The following is a 21631-nucleotide window of genomic DNA, read 5'->3' on the forward strand; positions in this document are numbered from 1 at the left end:
GCGGCGCTCGACCCTCCGCGCGCCGCCGTCAGCGCATACCGGCCAGGCGGGCCGTGACGCGCAAGCCGGCCCACCCGTAGCGGGTGGGCCGGCTTCCGGTCACTTGCCGGTGACGATGCCCGGGTTGATGCAGAGCCCCGGGTTCGCGCCGTTCTTCTCCGCGATCTCCAGACAACGGGTCACCTTGTCGACCTTCGCGTTGGTCTCGGTGATCTGCTTGGAGATCTCGGCGTTCTTGCGGTCCTGCTCCAGGTTGCGGGTCTGCGCCAGCTTGTCCTGGAACGCCTTGATGTTGCCCTCGGTCTTGTCGTCGTGGTTCACCCGGGTGATGGTCACCGAGAGGATGTCCACGTCGGTGGCGAGGCGGGTGTCCGCGCTGGTCTTGATGTTCGCGGCGAACGGCTTCAGGTCGACGTTGAGGTCGCCGGTCTGGGCGTCGATCTTCTCCAGCGGGTTGTACGCGGCGAAGGCGTCGTTGACGGCGCTGTCGAGCTGCACGCCCACCCGCTGACCCCGGAAGCTGCCGAAGTCGCCCTTGTAGTCCATGAACTGCTTCGGCGCGTTCTCCGGCTTGACCTGCCATTCGACGAGCACCTCGACGCAGGCGTCGGCGAGGGTGCCGGTGCGTACGCGTACGCAGTTGTTGCCGCCGATGTGGTCGTACTTCTGTCGGCCCGCGTCCCACTCGCCGACCTTCTGCCAGGGCGCCACCCACTTCAGGCCCGAGCCGGTCACCTCGCCGGTGGGTTTGCCGAAGCTGGTGACGATGCCGACCGAGCGGATGGGCACCGAGTGGGCGCTGGAGGCGATGCCGACCACCAGCGTGAGGGCGAGGAAGCCGAGCGCCGCGAGGGCGGCCATCCGCTTGAGCGGCCGTGCGGGAGCGACGAGAGCGACGACGGCGCTGACCGCCAGGGCGACGGCGAAGACGATCGCCATGGTGAAGCCGACGGGCATGGGGTGGGGACCTTCCGGTGGGCTGTGTGGATCATCAACCTAGGGGGTCCGGTCAAGTCGACGGCGCGGGGGAGTGGAGTTCGCGCACGTCAACAGCGGGTCGAATATGGAGTCGATCGACATGGTTCGACTCCAGCGGCCCGCCGTAGGTTTCGTCCACGCGACGGGCCTGTGACCACGGTCACCGAATCGACCGTCGCCGCGACGTGCGGAGGATGAGGCGATGGCCGGGCAAGCGCTCCTGTCGGCCCGTGGGCTGACCCGCGACTTCCGGGGCTTCCGGGCGGTGGACGACGTCGACCTCGACGTGGCGTCGGACAGTGTGCACGCGCTCGTCGGCCCGAACGGCGCGGGCAAGACCACCCTGTTCAACCTGCTCACCGGCTTCCTGCGACCCAGTGGCGGCCGGATCGAGCTGGCCGGGAAGGACGTCACCGGGTTGCCGCCGGAGCAGGTGGCCCGGCTCGGCGTGGCCCGCTCGTTCCAGATCACCAGCCTCTTTCCCCAACTGTCCGCCCGCGAACACGTCGCGCTGGCGTTGCAGTCACCCAGCGGGCTGGGCTGGCGGTTCTGGCGGTCGGCGAAGCTGATGGGCCGCTACACCGAGCGGGCCGACGAACTGTTGGCCATGGTGGGGCTGGCCGAGCTGGCACACGCCCCCTCCGCGGCCCTGGCGTACGGCCGGAAACGCGCCCTGGAGCTGGCCATCGCCCTGGCGCTGGAGCCGAAGGTGCTGCTGCTCGACGAGCCGACAGCGGGCATGGGCCTGGAGGACGTCGACCGCACCGTCGAGCTGATCGGTCGGGTCCGCCAGGGCCGGACCGTGGTGATGGTCGAGCACAACATGAGCGTGGTCGGCCGTCTCGCCGACACCGTCACCGTGCTCCAGGCCGGCAAGGTCCTCGTCGAGGGCCCGTACGAGCAGGTCCGCGCCGACGAGCGCGTGATCACCGCCTACCTGGGAGCCGCCGATGCTGCGCATTGAGAACCTGTCCGCCTTCTACGGCGAGGCGCAGGTGCTGCGCGACGTCAGCCTCGAGGTCTCCGCAGGCGAGGTGGTCACCCTGGTCGGCCGCAACGGTGCCGGCAAGTCCACCCTGCTGCGCTGCGTGATGGGGCTGCACCCCGGTCAGCGCGGCACGGTGGAACTGGACGGGCGGGACATCACCAGGTTGCCGGCGCACAAGCGGGCCCGCCTGGGTCTGGGCTGGGTGCCCGACGACCGGGGCAGCTACGCCACGTTGACAGTCACCGAGAACCTCACGCTGCCACCCACCGTCGGCCCCGATCCGTGGTCGCTGGAGCGGGTGTACGAGGCGTTCCCGGCCCTGTACACCCGACGGGACTCGGCGGCCACCATGCTCTCCGGCGGCGAGCAGCAGATGCTCGCGCTGGCCCGGGTGCTGCGGATGGGCGCCCGGCTGCTGCTCTGCGACGAGCCCACCGAGGGGCTGTCGCCACTGCTGGTGCAGCAGGTCGGCGACCTGCTGCGCGAGGCCAAACGGCACGGGGTGACCGTGCTGCTGGTCGAACAGAACCTGCACTTCGCCACCGGTGTCGCCGACCGGCACTACCTGCTGGCCGAGGGCCGGATTGCCGAGGCGATGGACAACTCCGAGGTGCGTTCGCGCGAACGCGAACTGCTCGCGTACCTCGGGATCTGAATTCTCTCAACGACGACCCGCGCGACGCCGCGCGGGATGGATGGAGTGGGCATGCGCAGGACGATGGGTGTGGCCGCGGCGTCGGCCGTGGTGGTGCTGGTCGCCGGATGCGGCGGCGGTGGCCCTCAGTCGAGTGGCGACCAGAAGCTGACCGGCGACAAGATCGTGCTGGGCGTGCTCAACGACCAGTCCGGGGCGTACTCGGAGTTGTCCGGGAAGAACTCGGTGGCGGCGGTGGAGATGGCCATCGCCGACTTCACCGCGAAGTACGGCGACAAGGCGGTGACCACTGACATCACCGTGGAGACCGCCGACCACCAGAACAAACCGGACGTGGCCAACTCCAAGGCCCAGGAGATGTACGACCGCAAGGGCGTCGACCTGATCCTGGACGTGCCCACCTCGTCGGCCGCGCTGAAGGTCGCCGACGTGGCGAAGGAGAAGAAAAAGCTCTACTTCAACATCGGTGCGGCGACCACCGACCTGACCGGTAAGAGCTGCAACAAGTACACCTTCCACTACGCGTACGACACGTACATGCTGGCCAACGGCACCGGGAAGACCACCACCGAGCAGATCGGCAAGAACTGGTACATCCTCTACCCGAACTACGCCTTCGGTCAGGACATGGAGAAGAGCTTCTCCACCGCGATCACGGCGGCCGGCGGCACTGTCGTCGGCAAGGACGGGGCGCCGTTCCCGAACACCAGCGGCGACTTCTCCACCTTCCTGCTCAAGGCGCCGAACCTGAACCCGAAGCCGGACGTGCTGGGCACCATGCAGGCCGGCGCGGAGCTGGTCAACGTGGTGAAGCAGTACAACGAGTTCAAGCTGCGGGACAAGGGCGTCGGCTTGGCGGTGGGACTGATGTTCCTCACCGACATCCACTCGCTCACCCCGGCCGCGCTGGCCGGCACCACGTACACCGACGCCTGGTACTGGAACTTCGACGCCAAGAACCGGGAGTTCGCCGACCGCTTCCAGCAGAAGGCCGGCACCCGACCGACCTTCGCGCACGCCGCCAACTACTCCGCGGCGTTGCAGTACCTGGAGGCGGTGCAGGCCGCCGGCACCGACGACGCGGATGCCGTGGTCAAGGGCCTGGAGGGCAAGACGGTCGAGGACGTCTTCCTGCGCAACGGGAAGATCCGCGCCGAGGACCACCGGGTGGTGCACGACGCGTACCTGGCCCAGGTGAAGCCGCAGTCCGAGGTCGCCGAGCCGTGGGACTACGTGAAGGTGCTCAAGACGATCCCCGCCGCGGAGGCGTTCCGCGCGCCCTCGGCGGACTGCAAACTATGAGCGGATTCGCGCAGAACACGTTCAACGGGTTGGTGAGTGGGGCGTTCTACGCCCTGCTCGCCCTCGGGCTCGCTGTCATCTTCGGCATGCTGCGGGTGGTCAACTTCGCCCACGGCGCGTTCTACATGCTCGGCGCGTTCGGGGCGTACGTGCTGCTCAGCGAGGCGGGCGTGCCGTTCTGGGCCGCCCTGGTGATCATGCCGGTGGGGCTGGGTCTGCTCGGCATGGCGCTGGAACGGGCGGTGATCCACCGGCTGACCAAACTGGACCCGCTCTACAACTTCCTGCTCACCTTCGGTCTGACGCTGATCCTTCAGGACCTGGTGAAACTGCGCTACGGCGTGCAGTCCAGCCCGTACGAGACACCGTCGCTGCTGAGCGGGTCGGTCGACTTCGGGCTGTTCGACTTCCCGACGTACCGGGTGTTCATCCTCGGCTTCGCGGTGCTGCTCTGCGTCGCGGTGTGGTGGGTGCTGACCCAGACCCGGATCGGCATGGTGGTCCGTGCGGCCACCGAGCGGCCGGACCTGACCCGTGCGTTCGGCATCGACGTCGGACGGTGGGTGACCCCGGTCTTCGGCTTCGGCATCGGGCTGGCCGGCCTCGCCGGTGTGCTGGCCGCGCCGATGCGCGCGGTCAACCCGTTGATGGGCGCCGACCTGATCATCGTGGTGTTCGCGGTGGTGGTGATCGGTGGGCTGGGCTCGATCTTCGGGTCGGTCGCCGCCGGTTTCGGCATCGGGCTGGTGCAGGCGTGGGGTGAGGCGTACCTCTCCAACTTCCCGCTCGTCTCGCAGACGATCGTCTTCGTGGTGATGGCCGGCGTGCTGCTCTGGCGCCCGGCCGGCCTGTTCGGTCGGGAGGAGGCCCCCGCATGACCAACACCGTGGACACTCCTACCGACGCGTCCCGCTCGACGCCACCGTCCGGGCTGATCGCCGTGGCCCGGGCCCCCGGCTGGGTCCGGTACGCGCTGCTCGCCGTCGGCCTGGCCGTCGCGGCGTGGCTGCCCAACGGCCTCTACCCGGCGGTCGCTGTGGACATCCTCTGCTGGGCGCTGTTCGCGGTGGCGGTGGACCTGCTGCTCGGCTTCACCGGGCTGATGTCCTTCGGTCACGCCGCGTTCTGGGGCACCTCCGCGTACGTCACCGGGTTGGTGGCCATCCACGCCGGCCTGCCGTTTCCGCTCGCGGTGCTGGCCGGGGCCCTCGCCGCGGCCGTGCTGGCGGTGCCGATCGGGTACCTGGCGGTCAAGCGGACCGGCATCTACTTCGCCATGGTGACGCTGGCCTTCGCGCAGATGGTCTACTACGTCGCCAACGAGTGGCGTTCGGTGACGCAGGGCGAGAACGGCCTCCAGGGGGTGCCCCGCGAGCTGTTCGGCCTCGACCTCACCGACGACTACTTCTTCTACTACGCGATCCTGCCGATCGTGCTGCTCGGGCTCGCCGCCGCCTGGCGGATCGTGCACTCACCGTTCGGTCGGGTGCTGGTCGGCATCCGGGACAACCCCGCCCGGGCTCGGGCGCTGGGCTACCCGGTGCACCGCTACAAGCTCACCGCGTTCGTGCTCTCCGGGTTCATCGCCGGCCTCGGTGGCGGGTTGTTCGCGGTCGGCCACCGGTTCGTCTCGCTGGACGTGCTGCACTGGACCACCTCCGGCAAGGCGGTCATCGTGGTGGTGCTCGGCGGTATCGGCACCCTCTGGGGTGGGGTGCTCGGCGCCGCCCTCGTGGTCCGGCTGGAGGACTGGTTGTCGTTCTCCGGGTTCGAGGCGATCGGCCTGGTGACCGGCGGCATCTTCGTCCTCGTCGTGGTGCTGTTCCGGCGGGGCATCTGGGGCAGCGTCGCCGCGCTGGCCCACCGGCTGGCGGCCCGCCGGCGCTGAAATTGCACGAAGGCGCATCCGCCACGTGCCCTCCGAGCGAACCCCCGGGTAGAGAACGTCTACCCGGGGGTACGTCTGGTGCTGACCGATCCAATGCCGGCGGAGGCCGTGGAGATCGCGCACAAGCAGGTTTCGCTGGCGGCCGAGGACCTGGACGCCAACGGCGTCGCCTCGGTGCTGCTGGAGCTGGTCGAGGCGTGGGGTGTGCCGGCGCTCTGGGAGCAGGTCTGCCGTCCGCTGCTGGCCCGGCTGTCGGGGCGTACCGCCGCCGAGGTCGTCGTCGAGCACGCCCTCTTCGAGGGCATCCGGGTCGGGTTGGACGCGTACCGCCGGGAGCCGGGTCGGTCACTGCCCGTCGGCGGGGTGCTGCTGGCCGGCGCCGAGAAGGAGGCGCACAGCCTGGGTCTGCTCGCGCTGGCCGCCGCGCTGCGCGAGCAGGGCCGCGGTTGTCTGAACCTCGGCCCCTCGCTGCCCTGGTCCGCGCTCACCAGCGCGGTGTACCGGGCCCGCCCGCGCACCGTCGTGCTCTGGTCGCAGACGCCGCTCACCGGCCGCGCGTACCGCCTGGTGCGCTTCGCCCGGGACTTTCCGCTCCTTCGGGTATACGGCGCGGGGCCGGGCTGGATCGAGCCGCTCGGCCGTCCGGCGGTCCGTCTCGGCACGTTGATGGAGGCCCGCAATGCCTGCCTGGCGGTCGTGCCCGGGCGTGATGCCCACCACATACGATACGGATCGGTGCCGTATCGTTAATACGCGTCGTAGGCTGACCCGCGTTACGAGTCTGACCCGTATCGTATTTCGTCGCGGGTGATCAGCGTGGGGGGAAAGCAAGGCATGGAGCTGCACAACAACACCGGACACCCGAGGCGGTGGGCGATCCTGGGGGTGCTGGTGATCAGCCTCCTCGTGGTCGTCCTCGACAACACGATCCTCAACGTCGCTCTGCGCACCCTGGCCGACCCGGTGCACGGCCTCGGCGCCAGTCAGGGCGAGCTGGAGTGGTCCATCAACTCCTACACGCTCGTCTTCGCCGGGCTGCTGTTCACCTTCGGGGTGCTCGGCGACCGCGCCGGCCGCAAGCGCTTCCTGATGATCGGTCTGGTGCTGTTCGGCTTGGCGTCGCTGCTCTCCGCGTACGCCCAGAGCCCCGGACAGCTCATCGCGGCCCGCGCCCTGATGGGGGTCGGCGGCGCGGCCATCATGCCGGTGACGCTGTCGATCATCTCCAACGTCTTCGACCCGCGCGAGCGTGGTCGGGCCATCGGTGTCTGGGCCGGCGCTGTCGGTCTCGCCGTTGCGATCGGCCCGATCCTCGGCGGCGCGCTGCTGGAGCACTTCTGGTGGGGCTCGGTCTTCCTGATCAACGTGCCGGTGGTCGTTGCCGGCGTGGTCCTGGTGGCGCTGCTGGTCCCCGAGTCGCGTGACCCGCGGCCCGGCCGGATCGACGTGCTCGGCGTGCTGCTCTCCGTGGTCGGCCTGGTCGCCCTCTCCTACGGCATCATCGACGGCGGCGAGCACGGCTTCGACCGCCCGGTGGCCTGGGGCTCGATCCTGGTCGGTATCGCGGTGCTGGGCTGGTTCGTGCAGCACGAGCGGCGCAGCGACCACCCGTCGCTGGACGTCCGACTGTTCAGGGTGCCCCGGTTCGCCGCGCCGGTCGCCATCGTCGGCCTGGTGTTCTTCGCCGCGATGGGCTCGATGTTCTTCGGCTCGTTCTACCTGCAGCTCGTGCGCGACTACAGCCCGTTGCAGACCGGCCTGCTCTTCCTGCCCTTCGCCGGCGCCCAGCTGGTCTTCGCGCCGCGCAGCGCCGCGATGGTCCGCCGCTACGGCGGTAAGGCCGTCGCCACCGTCGGGTTGGCGCTGACCGTGGTGTCACTCGGCGCGTTCGTCTTCATCGGCGCCTCCACCCCGATCTGGGTCGTGCTGCTCGTCTTCCTCATCCAGGGCGCCGGAATGGCCAACATCATGCCGCCGGCGACCGAGTCGATCATGTCGGCGCTGCCCCGGGAGAAGGCCGGGGTGGGCTCCGCGGTCAGCAACACCATCCGCCAGGTGGCCGGCGCGCTCGGCGTGGCCGTCCTCGGCTCGGTGCTCTCCGCGGTCTACCGCAGCGACATCGGTGACGCGCTGACCGGTCTGCCCACGCAGGCCCAGGACGCGGCCAACGAGTCGATCTCCGGGGCGTACGCGGCGGCGGGCCAGCTCGGCCCGGCGGCGCCGGCGCTGATCTCGGCGGCCAACGACGCCTTCGTCACCGCCATGCACTGGGCGGCCGGGCTCTCCGCGGTGATCGCCGCACTCGGGATCATCGTGGTGCTGCGCTGGATGCCGGGCAAGGAGGACACGAGCGTCGCCCCGGCGGCGCCGGTCGCCGAGCCTGAGCTGGCCGGCACGGCATAGGTTCGGGGAGAATGGCGGACATGACGTCCACTGCCGATGCTCCGCGGTCGCCCGGGCGACCGCGGAGCATCCGCGCCGACGAGGCGATCATCGAGGCCACCCTCGACCTGCTCGCCGAGGGCAGCACCATCGAGGCGCTCTCGATCGAGGCGATCGCCACCCGCGCCGGGGTCGGCAAGGCCACCATCTACCGGCGCTGGGCCGGCAAGGACGCGTTGCTGCTGGACGCGTTGCGCCGCCTCAAGGGCGTCCTGGCCCAGCCGGCGGGCCACTCCGTCCGCGACGACCTGGTGCTGCTGGTCGGCGCGATCGGCAAGAACGTCGACCCGCGAGCGGCCAAGATCATGCCCTGCCTGGCGCCCGCCGTGAACCGCAGCGCCGACCAGTTCCAGCTCTACCAGAACATCATCTCGCCGAGGCGGCAGCTGATGCGCGAGGTGCTGCGGCGCGGCATCGACGAGGGGGTGCTCCGCGCCGACATCGACGTCGAGGTGACGATGGCGCTGCTCACCGGGCCGATGCTGATCCAGCGGGTGCTCCAGTGGAATCCGGACCTGGACGAGCAGTCCCTGCCCGAACGGGTCGTCGACGCCGTGCTGGAGGGCATCCAGGCCCGCTGACGCCGAGCGCTCGGTCGGCGGCTGTTGTGTCCGCTGGTGTCGGGTGCTCGGTCGGCGGCGTTCGTGCCTGCTGGTGTCGGGCGCTGGGTCGGGCGGCGTTCGTGCCCGCCGGCCGGCGTCGGTCAGCCGGCCGGTGCGCGCAGTCGGTGCAGGCGCAGCGCGAGCTGCACCTCCAGCGCCCGCTCGGGCCGCTGCCAGTCGACGCCGAGCAACTGCCCGACCCGCTCCAACCGCTGGGTCACCGTGTTGACGTGCACGTGCAGTTGCTCGGCGGCCCGGGCCAGGCTGCCACCCACCCCGAAGTACGCCTCCAGCGTCTTCACCAGAGCCGTGCCGCGCCGGGCGTCGTAGTCGAGCACCGGCCCGACGGTGGCGCTGAGGAACTCGGTCACGTCCTTCTCACCCCGGTCGCCGACCGTGCCCAGCAACAACCCGACGAAGCCCAACTCCACGGTGCTCGCGCCCTGCCCGGCGCGGCCCAGCGCGCCCAGCGCCGTCAGGCACCGGTCCGCCTCCTGGAACGTCCCGGCCAGCGCCGCCGGCGTGTTCGACGGGCCACTCGCCCCGGCGGTCACCGGTCGACCGGTCACCCGGGACAGGTCCCGGGCCACCGCGCGTGCGCTGCCGCCCGCGTCCAACCCCGGCAGCATCAGCACCACCCGGCCGTCGCGCGCCGCGGCCAGTCCGCCGCGCGCCGAGGCGTACGTGGTGGCCCAGGACAGCACCCGCTGCCGAGCCGAGCCGGTCGCGGCGATCGCGTCGTCGCCCACCGCCACCAGCACGTGCGGCGCGTCCAGGTCCACCCCGAGCCGACGGGCCCGACTGCGCAGCGCGTCGGTGTCGCGCAGCGGGCGGGCGATCAGATCGTCCAGCAATTCGCCACGCACCCGCCCCTCCGCCTCCGCGACCGTCCGGCGGAACAGCAGCAGCAGCGCGGTCACCAACGCTGCCCGCTCCAGGATGCGCTGGTCGGCGTCGACCAACTCGTCATCCGGGCGCAGCACCAGAGCGCCCAGGTTCTCCGCGCCAGCCACCACCGCCGCGTACCAGAGTGGACCCCGGCGTACGCTGCGCCCCTCGGTCCGGGACGCGGCCACCGCCTCAACGATGTCCGCGCGGTCCGGCTCCTCGATCTCACCCACCCGGGCCAGCAGGCGGCCCTCGGCGTCCAGCGCCAGGAGCGCGCCTCCCAGCACCTCCGTCACCGCCGCCGCCACGTCCTCCACGCCGCCGCCGCGCAGCACCAGAGCGGTCATCCGGTCGTGTGCCGCCGCCGCCCGCTCCACCGAGCTGCTGTGCGCCCGGATGGTGGTGTTCGCCGCCGACAACTCGGCCAACGCCGAACGAGTCTCGGTCAGCAGCCGGGCGGTGTCGATCGCCACCGCGGCGTGGGCGGCCAGCGACACCAGCAGCGCCACCTCCTCCCGGACGAACGGCCGGGCCGAACGGTTTGCCGCGTAGAGCACCCCGATCGAGGTCGAGCCGAGCCGCAGCGGTACCCCCAGGATCGCCACCAGCCCCTCCTCGCCCACCCCGGCGTCGATCTCGCCGGTGTGGTGGAAGCGCGCGTCCTCGCCGTAGTTCGCGGTGACGTACGGGGCGCCGGACTGGGCCACCAGGCCACCGAGACCGGCGCCCATCGGCAGGCGCAGCCGCTGGAAACGGGCCGAGACCGACCCGTCGGTCACCCGCATGTAGGTGTCGCCACGTTCGTCGTCGTTGAGCGTCATGTACGCCACGTCCGCGCCGAGCAGGTGACGGGCCCGGTGCACGATCGCCCGCAACACGTCGTCCAGGTCGCGTAGCCCGGCCAGGTCGCTGACCGTGTCGTACAGGCCGGACAGCTCACTCTCCCGGCGGCGACGACGCTCCAACAGCGCGCGGACCCGCAACGCCACCGACTTGGCCTGCTCCAGCTCGGCCAGCCGGTCCGGCGGCAGCCCGGCGGCCCGCGCGGCCACCAGCGGTCCCTCGAACTCGACCGCCGCGGCCTCTCGAGCGAGCAGCTCCAGGAACTCCACCGGCGAAGACATGGTCGACATTGTGCTCAGCCCCACTAGTTGGCCGTCCAGCCCCCGTCGAGGGCGATCGACGCCCCGGTGATGAACGCCGCCGGCGGCGAGCAGAGGTACGCCAGCAGTTCGGCCACCTCCTCCGGCTCGATCAACCGTTTGATCGCGGCCCGGGCCAGCATGATCTTCTCGATCACCTCGGCCTCGTCGATGCCGTGACTGGCCGATTGGTCGGCGATCTGGCTCTCCACCAGGGCGGTACGCACGTACGCCGGGTTGATGCAGTTGGCGGTGACCCCGTGTGCGGCGCCCTCCAGCGCGACCACCTTCGACAGCCCCTCCAGCGCGTGCTTGGCCGAGACGTAGGCCGCCTTGTACGGCGAGGCGCGCAACCCGTGCACCGAGGAGATGTTGATGATCCGCCCCCAGCCCCGGGCGTACATGTGCGGCAGTGCCCGGCGGATCAGCAGGAACGGCGCCTCCACCATCACCCGCTGGATGTACTCGAACCGCTCGACCGGAAAGTCCTGCAACGGCGCGACGTGCTGGAGCCCGGCGTTGTTCACCACGATGTCCACGTCGACGTCGAGCGAATCCACCGCCGCGGCGTCGGACAGGTCCACGCCCTCGGCCCGGCCACCGGCCTCGGCGGCCACCGCCTTGGCCGCCTCCAGGTTGCGGTCCACCACGAGCACCTTGGCGCCGGCCGCGCCCAGCCGCAGGGCACACGCCCGCCCGATGCCGCCGCCGCCCCCGGTGACCAGGGCGGTCCGACCGGAGAGGTCGACCTGTACGACGTGGGGGACCACCACGGGTTCTGCCGTCATGGCGCAAGAAGTTACGAGCTGTGTGCCCCCCGGCACATGGGCCAGCGACACATACTCCATACGAAAGCTGTGTGGCCCCACCGCCCCTGCCACCCCGCCGCCGCCCCCTCCACCCGCTCCCGCCGCGCCTCGCGCCGCAAGATCGCGCAACATCCTGGATGTAGTGGCATCCCGGCTCGTCGTGGCCACTACATCCAGGATCGAGGGTGACCTTGACAGCGGTGGGCGCCCGAAGGCCGCTCCCGGTCAGTCGGCACGGAGTTCGTCGTCAAGATCCGCCCAATATCAGGGATGTTGCTGTCTCTCGCGCGTCGGAGGCAGCAACATCCGGAACTTGCGCCGATCTTGGGGCGAGGGCGAGGGCGAGGGCGAGGGCGTGGGGGTGCGGGGTGCGGGGTGCGGAGGGCGTGTCCCGTGGGGCTGGTGGGAAGGGCGCCGGTTAGGGTGTCGAACACACGTACTGCTGACGGCTGGGGAGGGGGCGGCGTGCGCGTGCTCGGTGTGGACCCGGGGTTGACCCGGTGTGGGGTGGGCGTGGTCGAGGGTGTTCCCGGCCGGCCCTGCACCCTGGTCGCCTACTACGTGGTCTACACCGACCCGGCCGACGACCTGGCGCTGCGGCTGCTGCACCTGGACCGGTCGCTGAACAAGCTGGTCGCCGAGCATCAACCGGAGAGCGTCGCCGTCGAGCGGGTGTTCAGCCAGCACAACGTTCGTACCGTGATGGGCACCGCGCAGGCCAGTGGCATCGCCGTGCTGGCCGGGGCGCGGGCCGGGCTGCCGGTGCAGACGTACACCCCGAGCGAGGTGAAGGCGGCGGTGACCGGGTCCGGTCAGGCCGACAAGGCGCAGATGACCGCGATGGTGACCCGGCTGTTGCGGCTGGCCGAGCCGCCGAAGCCGGCGGACGCCGCCGACGCGCTGGCCCTGGCCATCTGCCACGTGTGGCGCGGCGGGACCCGCTCCAAGCTGGCCGCGGCGGCCGACCGGGCACGACGAGGAGGAGCACGATGATCGCCAGCGTGCGCGGCACGGTGACCGCGACGGGTCCGGACCAGGCGGTGATCGAGGTCGGTGGGGTCGGGCTCGCCGTGCACTGCGCCCCGGGGACGCTCGCGGAGCTGCGGGTCGGCCAGGTCGCCCGGCTCGCCACCAGCCTGATCGTGCGGGAAGATTCGCTGACCCTCTACGGCTTCGCCGACGACGACGCCAAGTCGTTGTTCGAGCTGCTTCAGACCGCCAGTGGGGTCGGCCCGCGACTGGCCCAGGCGGTGCTGGCGGTGCACACCCCGGACGCGGTTCGCAAGGCGATCGCCAACGCCGACACGGCCGCCCTGACCCGCGTACCCGGGATTGGCAAGAAGGGCGCGGAGCGTCTGGTGCTGGAGCTGCGTGACCGGATCGGCCCGGTGCCGATCGGCGCCGACGGGGTGGCCGGGGTGACCCGCGGCAGCTGGCCCGACCAGGTCCGCCAGGCGCTGGTGGGGCTGGGCTGGACGGCCGGTCAGGCCGATCAGGCGGTGGCCGCGGTGGCGGAGTCGATCGAGGGTGAGACCCCGCCGGTGCCGGTCCTGCTCAAGCAGGCCATCCGACTGCTGGGCCGCACCCGATGACCGCGCGGGCCGCGCGATGAGCGAGACCGAGGGGCTCATCTCGGCGTACGTCAGCGACGCCGACCGGGACGCGGAGGCCACGGTACGGCCGAGGCGGCTGGCCGAGTTCATCGCCCAGGACCGGGTACGCGACCAGCTCGACCTGTTGTTGCAGGGCGCCATGCGGCGGGGGTCGCCGCCGGATCACATCCTGCTCTCCGGCCCACCCGGGTTGGGCAAGACGAGTCTGGCCAACATCGTCGCCGCCGAGCTGGGCGCGGGCATCCGGGTGACCAGCGGCCCCGCGATCGAGCGTTCCGGGGATCTGGCGGCGATCCTGACCAGCCTCGGCGAGGGCGACGTGCTCTTCATCGACGAGATCCATCGGATCGCGCGGCCGGCCGAGGAGCTGCTGTACAGCGCGATGGAGGACTTCCGGGTCGACGTCGTGGTGGGCAAGGGGCCGGGGGCGACGGCGATCCCGCTGGACGTCGAGCCGTTCACCCTGGTCGGTGCGACGACGCGTTCGGGCCTGTTGACCGGGCCGATGCGGGACCGGTTCGGCTTCGTCGCGCACCTCGACTTCTACGCGCCGGCGGATCTGGAGACGTTGCTGCACCGTTCGGCGCGGATCCTGGGGGTGCCGATCACCCCGGAGGGCGCGACCGAGATCGCCGGTCGGTCCCGGGGCACGCCGCGGATCGCGAACCGGCTGCTGCGCCGGGTCCGCGACTACGCCGAGGTCCGGGCGAACGGGGTGGTCGATCTCGACACCGCCCGCGCGGCCCTGATCGTGTACGACGTGGACGCGCTGGGCCTGGACCGGTTGGACCGTGCGGTGCTGACCGCGTTGGTCGATTCGTTCCGGGGCGGCCCGGTCGGGTTGTCCACCCTCGCCGTGGCGGTGGGGGAGCAGCCGGACACGGTCGAGGAGGTCTGCGAGCCGTTCCTGGTACGGGCTGGGTTGTTGGCCCGCACGCCCAGGGGTCGGGTGGCGACCGAGGCAGCCTGGCGGCATCTGGGGCGCACGCCGCCGAATGGTACATTTGGTGCGGATGGTCCACCTGTGCCCGACTTGTTCTCCTTGGATGTCGATCAGCCGTGATGTGAACGTGATCTGTGCCGCATTCGGCGTTCTCAGGTGCAGGGTTTAGACTTCGCCGCGGTCTGTACAGGACGTGAGAATCCGCCTCCGCTCCGGCACCCACGGTGCCGGGCAGGTGGCCAATGGGAAGGTCAGTAACCGTGCATTTGGCAGCAGCGGGTGGCGGGGCCGGCGGTTTCACGCCGATCCTGATGATCGCCCTGCTCTTTGGCGTCATGTACTTCATGATGATCCGGCCCCAGCAGAAGCGCCGCAAAGAGGCGGAGTCGATGCAGTCCAATCTCGGCCCCGGCGACGAGGTCGTGACCATCGGTGGGCTCTACGGCACGGTCACCGGCATCGAGGACGACAGTGTCCTGCTCGAGGTCGCCCCGGGCGTGCAGACCCGCTACGCCCGCCCGGCCATCGCGCGGGTGGTCACCCGCGCGGAGCTGCCGAGCGAGCCGGTCACCGAGGACGCGGACACCGCCAAGGACTGACCCCTCCCCTCGGGAGCGGCGAGTCCGGCGTACGGCCGGTCGGCCGGCTTCCGGGTCGTCGCGCCCCGACGGGGCAGCGGGCGAGACGTGAAAACTGGATAGTTGGGTCGACGCCGGGCGTCGGCACGTTCCCGTGACCGTCGGCGTTCCGCGCCGGGGGTGCCTGGTCCTCGTGTCGGCATTCCGTCGGCTCAAGGCAGACCCCGTCGGGCGGGACCCCCGGCCCGACACCGCCGCCGCTGCGACAGCGGCGCGACCGTACAGGGAGACAGGACAGCCGTGGCACCACCTCAGGGACAGATGCGCCCCGGGCGGCAGCTCGCCGTGCTCGGGTTCATCTTCGTGGTCCTCTATCTTTTGGTGTTCTTCGCCGGCGCCAGCGGCAGCTGGAAGGACCGGCTCGAGCCCAAGCTCGGCCTGGACCTCATCGGCGGCACGCGGGTGACACTGGAGGCGACCAACAGCGTCGACGGCAAGCCCCCGACGGCGGAGAACCTCGAAGAGGCCCGCGAGATCATCGAGAGCCGGGTCAACGCGTTCGGCGTGGCCGAGGCCGAGGTGGTCACCGAGGGCAACCGCAACATCGTCATCTCCCTGCCCGGTGAGAACCGGGACCTCACCGACGTGGGCAGCGCGGCCGAGCTGCGCTTCCGCAAGGTGCTCAAGGCTGCCGACGGCAGCGGGACGGCTGCCGTGCCGCCGCCGGCCGCCACGCCGGCCCCGTCCGGCAGCGCCGTCCCGACCCCGTCGGGCAGCGGCGCGCCGAAGGCGACCTCGTCACCCAGCGGCGGTCAGGGCGGAATGGCTCCGGCGTCGCCGAGCGCCACGCCGACCCCGTCGGCGTCCGCGTCCGCCTCGCCGAGTGCCGCCGCCCCCACGGCGAGCGCCAGCGCCGAGCCGGTGCCGGCCAGCGTCGAGGAGCAGCGCAAGGTCGTCGAGCAGAAGGTCGGCGCCGCCGCGTGGCAGGCCGCCAACGGGCTGCAGGCCCCGGCCGACCTGACCGCCGACCCGTCGCTGGCCGACAAGCTCAAGCCGTTCGCCACGCTGTCACCGCGCGAGGTCGCGGTGCTGTCGGCCCAGATGCAGTTCAATGTGCCGACGATCGGCTGCGCGCAGCTCGACCAGCGCCCCCCGGCGTCGATCTCCGACCCGAAGCAGCAGGTGGTCTCCTGCGAGGACGGTGCTTCGAAGTACCTGCTCGACCAGGCCAAGGTGCTGGGCACCGACGTGTCCGACGCCGACGCGGTGCTCGACCAGACCAACGCCTGGGTGGTCAGCCTGGACTTCACCGGCGATGGCCAGGGCAAGTGGACCTCGCTGACCCGTGAGGCGTTCAACAACGAGGGCCAGGCCTGCGACGCGACCGCGCTGGGTCAGGACGGCAAGTGCCGGGTGGCCGTCGTGCTGGACAACAAGATTGTCTCCTCCCCGGAGATCCAGGGCGTGCTGACCGGCAACTCCCAGATCACCGGCAATTTCGTCCAGAAGGACGCCAGCACGCTCGCCAGCCAGCTGCGCTACGGCGCGCTGCCGGTGACCTTCGAGCAGCAGGAGGCGCAGAACGTCACCGCCACGCTGGGCGCCAGCCACCTGCGCGCCGGCCTGCTCGCTGCCGGCATCGGCATGCTGCTGGTCATCATCTACGCGTTCTTCTACTACCGGCTGCTCGGCTCGGTGATCTTCCTGAGCCTCATCCTCTCCGCGCTGCTCGTCTTCGGCGCGCTGGTGGTGCTCGGCCGGCAGATCGGCTTCACGCTCACCCTCGCCGGCATCGCCGGCATGATCGTCTCACTCGGTGTGGCGGCGGACTCGTTCGTCATCTACTTCGAACGACTGAAAGACGAGATCCGGGAGGGGCGCAGCCCGCGTAGCGCGGTGCCCCGCGCCTGGATGCGGGCCCGCCGGACGATCATCTCGGCAAACGCGATCACCCTGCTCTCCGCGGTGGTGCTCTACGTGGTCTCGGTCGGCACGGTCAAGGGCTTCGCGTTCGCCCTCGGTCTGGCCACCGTGCTGGACCTGGTCGTGGTCTTCCTCTTCCGGCACCCGATCATGACGATGTTCGCCCGGACCCGGGCGTTCCTGTCCCCGCGGGTCAGCGGTCTGGGCCGGGCACTTCCGGCCCGCAACCAGCCGACTCAGCCCCGCAACCCGCGCGCCAAGGAGGCCTGAGATGGCTGAAAACGGTCTGGCGAGCCGCCTCTACAACGGCGAGGCCGGTCTCAACATCGTCGGCCGGCGCAAGCTCTGGTTCGGCGTCGCCGGGGTCCTGGTCCTGATCGCGATCCTCAGCTTCTCGATCCGTGGGTTCAGCCTGGGCATCGAGTTCGCCGGCGGCAACTCGTTCCAGGTGCCGGCCAGCGTCGGCACCCTGGACGACGCCGAGCGGGAGGTCAACTCGGCCCTCGCCAGCGAGAACACCGGCGTCGAGGTGGCCACCGCGCAGAAGGTCGGCGGCACCGGCGGCGACTCCTACGAGCTGCGCACGCCGCAGCTCACCGTCGAGCAGGCCAACTCGGTCAAGGCCCAGATCGCCGAGGACCTCGGCATCAACGCCGACCAGATCAGCGGCAACCAGGTCAGTGAGGCGTGGGGCAGCCAGGTCACCGAGCGGGCCGTGCTGGGTCTGGTCATCTTCATCGCGCTGGTGATGGTCTACCTGATCCTGCGCTTCGAGTGGCGGATGGCCGTGGCCGCGGTCGCCTCGCTGATCACGAACCTGATCCTCACCGCCGGCATCTACTCGCTGGTCGGCTTCGAGGTCACCCCGTCGACGATCATCGGCTTCCTCACCATCCTGGGCTTCGCGCTCTACGACGTGGTGGTGGTCTTCGACAAGGTCCAGGAGAACACCCGGGGCATCACCGCCAACAACAACCAGACGTACGGCGAGGCGTCCAACCTGGCCGTCAACCAGAGCCTGATGCGGTCGTTGAACACCTCGGTGGTCGCCCTGCTGCCGGTCGGCGGTCTGCTCTTCATCGGTGCCGGCCTGCTCGGCGCCGGCACGCTGAAGGACCTCGGCCTGGTGCTCTTCGTCGGTATGGCGGTGGCGTTCCTGACCTCCATCCTGGTGGCCACCCCGCTGCTGGCGCTGCTGAAGAACTACGACCCACGGATCCAGGCGCACAACAAGCGCGTCCTGACCCGGCGGGGCGCGGTCGCCCGCGGCGAGGTCGTCGGTAAGGGCGTCGCGAGCCCGGCAGCCCAGGCCGACGCGACCGACGAGCCGGTCGACCAGGACGCCGCCGCGCTGGCCGGTGCCGCCCCCAAGGTGGGTGCCCGGCCGGCGGGCAAGCGGCCCACCGGTGCCCGGGGCGGTCGCCCGGGTGGCGGCGGCAACCGGCCGGGTGGCGCCAAGCGGCGCTGACCCGACAGTAAACACCCGAACGGCGTCCGGCATGCTGTTGCCGGACGCCGTTCGTCGTCGAAGGAGAGCGAAACAGCCGTGACGGAGACCCACAGCGCCGCAGCGCACGGGGACAGTGGCCCGGAGGTCGCCCGACTGGTCGCCAGTCGGGTGCTGGACGTGCCCGACTTTCCCAAGCCCGGCGTCATGTTCAAGGACCTGATGCCACTGTTCGCCGACGGCAAGGTCTTCCGTGAGGTGATCGACGAGATTGTCGCGTACCACGGGCGGGACACCTTCGACGTGGTGGTCGGCATCGAGGCGCGCGGGTTCGTCGTCGCGGCGGCCATCGCGTACGCGACCGGCGTGGGCGTGGTGCCGGTGCGCAAGGCCGGCAAGCTGCCCCGCCCGGCGCACTCGGTCTCCTACGAGTTGGAGTACGGCGAGGCCACCCTCGAAGTGCACGAGGACGCCTTCACCGCCGGGCACCGGGTGCTGGTGGTCGACGACGTGCTGGCGACCGGCGGCACCGCCGAGGCGACGCTGGACCTGGTCGAGCGGGCCGGCGGCACCGTCAGCGGCTTCACCGTGCTGCTGGAGCTCGGCTTCCTGGGTGGGCGTGAGCGACTGGCGCCGCGTCCCGTCCACGCCCTGTTGACCGTTTGAACCGGTCAATACTCTGCTGACCGTTTGATCCCGGACCCGTCGGATGCACCCGCACCGACCGTCCGGCGGAGCGGCAGGGGACCGTCCGTGCGGGTAGCATTGCCCTTTGCTGACGCCGGCGGTAACCCGTCCGGCGGGCGAGACCAGGTCGGCCGATCTTCGGCCGGCGTGTTTCCGGCGAGCGGTGAGGAGGCCGGTGTCCCACGATGTCGTCCCTCCGGCGGAGGGCACGGTGCACCCGACAGGCGACGCTGACGGCTCGGTGACCGACCGGACAGGCGACGCGCCGGCCCGGGTGACGGGCACCGCCAACGGCTCCGGCGAGAGCGCGGTGCGTCCTACCAGCGGCCCGCCGAGCGCCGAGGCGTCCCCGGGCGCCGATGGCGTCGTGGTGCCGTTCCCGACCGACTCCGGCATCGACTCGTCGCCCAGCGGTGGCTTCGGGCTGTCCAACGCACCCACCGGTAGGCGGGTCCGGGCCCGGCTGGCCCGGTTCAACGCGCCCTGGCAGACCTCCCAGGTCAGCGAGGTGCTGGAGCCGCTCATCGCCAGCCACCGGGACAACCACCCCAAGGCGGACGCCCGACTGCTCCAGCGCGCCTTCGACACGGCCGCACGGTGGCACTCCGGGCAGTACCGCAAGTCCGGTGACCCCTACATCACCCACCCGCTCGCGGTGGCGACGATCCTCGGCAACCTGGGAATGGACACCACCACGCTGGTCGCCGCGCTGCTGCACGACACCATCGAGGACACCGAGTACACCCTCGACCAGATGCGAGCCGACTTCGGTGGCGAGGTCGCCCTGCTGGTCGACGGCGTCACCAAGCTCGACAAGGTCAAGCTGGGCGACGCGGCGAAGGCCGAGACGATCCGCAAGATGGTCGTGGCCATGGCCAAGGACCCGCGGGTGCTGGTGATCAAGCTGGCCGACCGGCTGCACAACATGCGCACCCTGACCTTCCTGCCCCGCCCCAAGCAGGAGCAGAAGGCCAAGGAGACGCTGGAGATCCTGGCGCCGCTGGCGCACCGGCTCGGTATGAACACGATCAAGTGGGAGCTGGAGGATCTGTCCTTCGGCACGCTGTTCCCGAAGCGCTACGAGGAGATCAACCGGCTGATCGGGGAGCACCAGCCGCAGCGCGAGTCGCTGTTGCGGCAGGTGACGCAGAAGGTCGGCACCGACCTGAAGGCCGCCAAGATCAAGGCGGAGACCACCGGGCGGCCGAAGCACCTCTACTCGATCTACCAAAAGATGATCGTGCGGGGTCGCGACTTCAACGACATCTACGACCTGGTCGGCGTTCGGATCCTGGTCGACACGGTTCGGGATTGCTACGCGGCGCTGGGTGTGATCCACGCCAACTGGCAGCCGGTGCCGGGCCGGTTCAAGGACTACATCGCGATGCCCAAGTTCAACATGTACCAGTCGTTGCACACGACGGTCATCGGGCCCACCGGCAAGCCGGTGGAGATGCAGATCCGCACGTACGCGATGCACCGCACCGCGGAGTTCGGCATCGCCGCGCACTGGAAGTACAAGGAGCACAAGGGCACCCAGATCGTCGGCCCGCCCGCGCACATCGACGAGATGACCTGGCTGCGGCAGCTGCTCGACTGGCAGCGTGAGGCGGCCGACCCGAGCGAGTTCCTGGACGCGCTGCGCTTCGACCTGTCCAGCCAGGAGGTGTACGTCTTCACCCCCAAGGGTGACGTCATCCCGCTGCCGACCGGGTCGACACCCGTGGACTTCGCGTACGCGGTGCACACCGAGGTGGGGCACAAGTGCATCGGGGCGCGGGTCAACGGCAAGCTGGTGCCCCTCGAGTCGACGCTGTCCAACGGCGACGTGATCGAAATCTTCACGTCGAAGTCCGAGACGGCCGGCCCGACGCAGGACTGGCTGGGCTTCGTCAAGAGCCCGCGCGCCCGGACGAAGATCCGGCAGTACTTCAACAAGGAGCGGCGCGAGGAGGCGATCGAGGCCGGCAAGGACGCGATCGTCAAGGCGATGCGCAAGCAGGGCATGCCGTTGCAGCGGATGCTCACCTCCGACGCGCTGATGGCGATCGCCCGGGACCTGCACCTGGCCGACGTGGCCTCGCTCTACGCGGCGGTCGGCGACAGCCAGGTCTCCGCGCAGTCGGTGGTGCAGAAGCTGATGGCCGCGTACGGCGGCGAGGAGGGCGCGGCGGAGGACATCGCCGAGACCGCCGTCGCCACCCGGCCGCCGCGCAGCCGGCAGAGCAGCAGCGACCCGGGCGTGGTGGTCCGGGGCGTCAGCGACGTCTGGATCAAGCTGGCCCGCTGCTGCACCCCGGTCCCACCGGACTCGGTGTTCGGCTTCGTCACCCGCTCCGGCGGGGTGAGCGTGCACCGCGACGACTGCGCCAACGCCGAGGACCTGCGCGCGCAGGCCGAGCGGGTCGTCGAGGTGAGTTGGAAGCTCACCTCCGCCTCGACGTTCCTGGTCGCCATCCAGGTCGAGGCTCTGGACCGGCACAAGCTGCTGGCCGACGTCACCCGGGTGCTCTCCGACGAGCGGGTCAACATCCTCTCCGCCACCGTCACCACCACCCGCGACCGGGTGGCGGTGAGCCGGTTCAGCTTCGAGATGGCCGACCCGAAGCACCTGGGCCACCTGCTGGCCACGGTCCGCAAGGTCGACGGCGTCTTCGACGCCTACCGGGTCACCTCCGGGGCCTGAGCACCCACCGGATCAGTTCCGAGGCTCGACGCGTACCCCAGAACACGACAGCGCCCGCCG

The 21631-nt window shown here is 70.6% G+C and carries 19 protein-coding genes; 16 read left to right on the forward strand and 3 right to left on the reverse strand.

Features of this window, described 5'->3' with window-relative positions; genetic code table 11:
* Positions 1–99: 99 nt before the first annotated feature.
* Positions 100–957 (reverse strand): SPFH domain-containing protein, encoded by an 858-nt coding sequence (locus tag ACQRWP_RS05865; protein WP_430501158.1) that lies wholly within the window; start codon positions 955–957, stop codon positions 100–102.
* Between the two features lie 223 nt (positions 958–1180).
* On the opposite strand from ACQRWP_RS05865, the gene ACQRWP_RS05870 reads away from it, so the two are divergent.
* From ACQRWP_RS05870 to ACQRWP_RS05905, 8 genes are all read left to right on the forward strand, one after another.
* Entirely contained in the window at positions 1181–1942 is a 762-nt protein-coding gene (locus tag ACQRWP_RS05870; protein ID WP_430501159.1) for an ABC transporter ATP-binding protein, read from the forward strand.
* Positions 1929–2621, forward strand: a complete 693-nt coding sequence (locus tag ACQRWP_RS05875) for an ABC transporter ATP-binding protein (protein ID WP_430501160.1) — start codon at positions 1929–1931, stop codon at positions 2619–2621. Before ACQRWP_RS05870 ends, ACQRWP_RS05875 begins: the two co-directional genes overlap by 14 nt.
* A gap of 51 nt (positions 2622–2672) precedes the next feature.
* Positions 2673–3923 (forward strand): ABC transporter substrate-binding protein, encoded by a 1251-nt coding sequence (locus ACQRWP_RS05880; protein ID WP_372471847.1) that lies wholly within the window; start codon positions 2673–2675, stop codon positions 3921–3923.
* Entirely contained in the window at positions 3920–4801 is an 882-nt protein-coding gene (locus tag ACQRWP_RS05885; RefSeq protein ID WP_430501161.1) for a branched-chain amino acid ABC transporter permease, read from the forward strand. Before ACQRWP_RS05880 ends, ACQRWP_RS05885 begins: the two co-directional genes overlap by 4 nt.
* Entirely contained in the window at positions 4798–5811 is a 1014-nt protein-coding gene (locus ACQRWP_RS05890; protein ID WP_196922277.1) for a branched-chain amino acid ABC transporter permease, read from the forward strand. The genes ACQRWP_RS05885 and ACQRWP_RS05890 overlap by 4 nt, the downstream gene beginning before the upstream one ends.
* Before the next feature lie 78 nt (positions 5812–5889).
* Positions 5890–6561, forward strand: a complete 672-nt coding sequence (locus tag ACQRWP_RS05895) for a transcriptional regulator (protein WP_430501162.1) — start codon at positions 5890–5892, stop codon at positions 6559–6561.
* A gap of 84 nt (positions 6562–6645) precedes the next feature.
* Complete coding sequence (locus ACQRWP_RS05900) at positions 6646–8214, forward strand: MFS transporter (protein ID WP_430503135.1); 1569 nt, start codon at positions 6646–6648, stop codon at positions 8212–8214.
* Between the two features lie 11 nt (positions 8215–8225).
* Positions 8226–8834, forward strand: a complete 609-nt coding sequence (locus ACQRWP_RS05905) for a TetR/AcrR family transcriptional regulator (RefSeq protein ID WP_145795537.1) — start codon at positions 8226–8228, stop codon at positions 8832–8834.
* A 122-nt stretch (positions 8835–8956) separates the two neighbouring features.
* On the opposite strand, the gene ACQRWP_RS05910 is transcribed toward ACQRWP_RS05905, so the two are convergent.
* Positions 8957–10876, reverse strand: a complete 1920-nt coding sequence (locus ACQRWP_RS05910; protein WP_145795539.1) for a helix-turn-helix domain-containing protein — start codon at positions 10874–10876, stop codon at positions 8957–8959.
* A 14-nt stretch (positions 10877–10890) separates the two neighbouring features.
* The gene (locus ACQRWP_RS05915; protein WP_430501163.1) at positions 10891–11673 is read right to left on the reverse strand and encodes a 3-hydroxybutyrate dehydrogenase; all 783 of its coding nucleotides are present in this window, start codon (positions 11671–11673) and stop codon (positions 10891–10893) included.
* 486 nt (positions 11674–12159) lie between these two features.
* Between ACQRWP_RS05915 and ruvC the strand changes: the two genes are divergently transcribed.
* The 8 genes from ruvC to ACQRWP_RS05955 all read left to right on the forward strand — a co-directional run bounded on the left by ruvC (position 12160) and on the right by ACQRWP_RS05955 (position 21571).
* The gene (gene ruvC / locus ACQRWP_RS05920; RefSeq protein ID WP_112584546.1) at positions 12160–12687 is read left to right on the forward strand and encodes a crossover junction endodeoxyribonuclease RuvC; all 528 of its coding nucleotides are present in this window, start codon (positions 12160–12162) and stop codon (positions 12685–12687) included.
* Complete coding sequence (ruvA, locus tag ACQRWP_RS05925) at positions 12684–13286, forward strand: Holliday junction branch migration protein RuvA (protein WP_091401818.1); 603 nt, start codon at positions 12684–12686, stop codon at positions 13284–13286. The genes ruvC and ruvA overlap by 4 nt, the downstream gene beginning before the upstream one ends.
* Positions 13287–13302: 16 nt before the next feature.
* The gene (gene ruvB, locus ACQRWP_RS05930; RefSeq protein ID WP_430501164.1) at positions 13303–14370 is read left to right on the forward strand and encodes a Holliday junction branch migration DNA helicase RuvB; all 1068 of its coding nucleotides are present in this window, start codon (positions 13303–13305) and stop codon (positions 14368–14370) included.
* A 122-nt stretch (positions 14371–14492) separates the two neighbouring features.
* Positions 14493–14849, forward strand: a complete 357-nt coding sequence (gene yajC, locus ACQRWP_RS05935) for a preprotein translocase subunit YajC (RefSeq protein WP_430501165.1) — start codon at positions 14493–14495, stop codon at positions 14847–14849.
* Positions 14850–15128: 279 nt separating this feature from the next.
* Positions 15129–17021: a protein translocase subunit SecD gene (gene secD, locus ACQRWP_RS05940; protein WP_430501166.1), complete on the forward strand. Its 1893-nt coding sequence runs from the start codon at positions 15129–15131 to the stop codon at positions 17019–17021.
* 1 nt (position 17022) lies between these two features.
* A complete protein-coding gene (gene secF, locus ACQRWP_RS05945; protein WP_430501167.1) occupies positions 17023–18219 on the forward strand; it encodes a protein translocase subunit SecF in 1197 nt (398 codons plus the stop codon).
* Between the two features lie 78 nt (positions 18220–18297).
* Positions 18298–18864: an adenine phosphoribosyltransferase gene (locus ACQRWP_RS05950; RefSeq protein WP_238679793.1), complete on the forward strand. Its 567-nt coding sequence runs from the start codon at positions 18298–18300 to the stop codon at positions 18862–18864.
* A gap of 196 nt (positions 18865–19060) precedes the next feature.
* Positions 19061–21571 carry a RelA/SpoT family protein gene (locus ACQRWP_RS05955; protein WP_430501168.1) on the forward strand — a complete coding sequence of 837 codons (2511 nt, stop codon included), beginning with the start codon at positions 19061–19063 and terminating at the stop codon, positions 21569–21571.
* The last annotated feature ends 60 nt before the right edge of the window (positions 21572–21631 follow it).

Source organism: Micromonospora trifolii, assembly GCF_050516465.1.
GTDB lineage: Bacteria > Actinomycetota > Actinomycetes > Mycobacteriales > Micromonosporaceae > Micromonospora > Micromonospora trifolii.

Bases quoted from the DNA above. Each gene is read 5' to 3' on its own strand.
- ACQRWP_RS05865 (WP_430501158.1), bottom strand. From the start codon at position 957: ATGCCCGTCGGCTTCACCATGGCGATCGTCTTCGCCGTCGCCCTGGCG.
- ACQRWP_RS05870 (WP_430501159.1), top strand. From the start codon at position 1,181: ATGGCCGGGCAAGCGCTCCTGTCGGCCCGTGGGCTGACCCGCGACTTC.
- ACQRWP_RS05875 (WP_430501160.1), top strand. From the start codon at position 1,929: ATGCTGCGCATTGAGAACCTGTCCGCCTTCTACGGCGAGGCGCAGGTG.
- ACQRWP_RS05880 (WP_372471847.1), top strand. From the start codon at position 2,673: ATGCGCAGGACGATGGGTGTGGCCGCGGCGTCGGCCGTGGTGGTGCTG.
- ACQRWP_RS05885 (WP_430501161.1), top strand. From the start codon at position 3,920: ATGAGCGGATTCGCGCAGAACACGTTCAACGGGTTGGTGAGTGGGGCG.
- ACQRWP_RS05890 (WP_196922277.1), top strand. From the start codon at position 4,798: ATGACCAACACCGTGGACACTCCTACCGACGCGTCCCGCTCGACGCCA.
- ACQRWP_RS05900 (WP_430503135.1), top strand. From the start codon at position 6,646: ATGGAGCTGCACAACAACACCGGACACCCGAGGCGGTGGGCGATCCTG.
- ACQRWP_RS05905 (WP_145795537.1), top strand. From the start codon at position 8,226: ATGGCGGACATGACGTCCACTGCCGATGCTCCGCGGTCGCCCGGGCGA.
- ACQRWP_RS05910 (WP_145795539.1), bottom strand. From the start codon at position 10,876: ATGTCGACCATGTCTTCGCCGGTGGAGTTCCTGGAGCTGCTCGCTCGA.
- ACQRWP_RS05915 (WP_430501163.1), bottom strand. From the start codon at position 11,673: ATGACGGCAGAACCCGTGGTGGTCCCCCACGTCGTACAGGTCGACCTC.
- ruvA (WP_091401818.1), top strand. From the start codon at position 12,684: ATGATCGCCAGCGTGCGCGGCACGGTGACCGCGACGGGTCCGGACCAG.
- ruvB (WP_430501164.1), top strand. From the start codon at position 13,303: ATGAGCGAGACCGAGGGGCTCATCTCGGCGTACGTCAGCGACGCCGAC.
- yajC (WP_430501165.1), top strand. From the start codon at position 14,493: ATGGGAAGGTCAGTAACCGTGCATTTGGCAGCAGCGGGTGGCGGGGCC.
- secF (WP_430501167.1), top strand. From the start codon at position 17,023: ATGGCTGAAAACGGTCTGGCGAGCCGCCTCTACAACGGCGAGGCCGGT.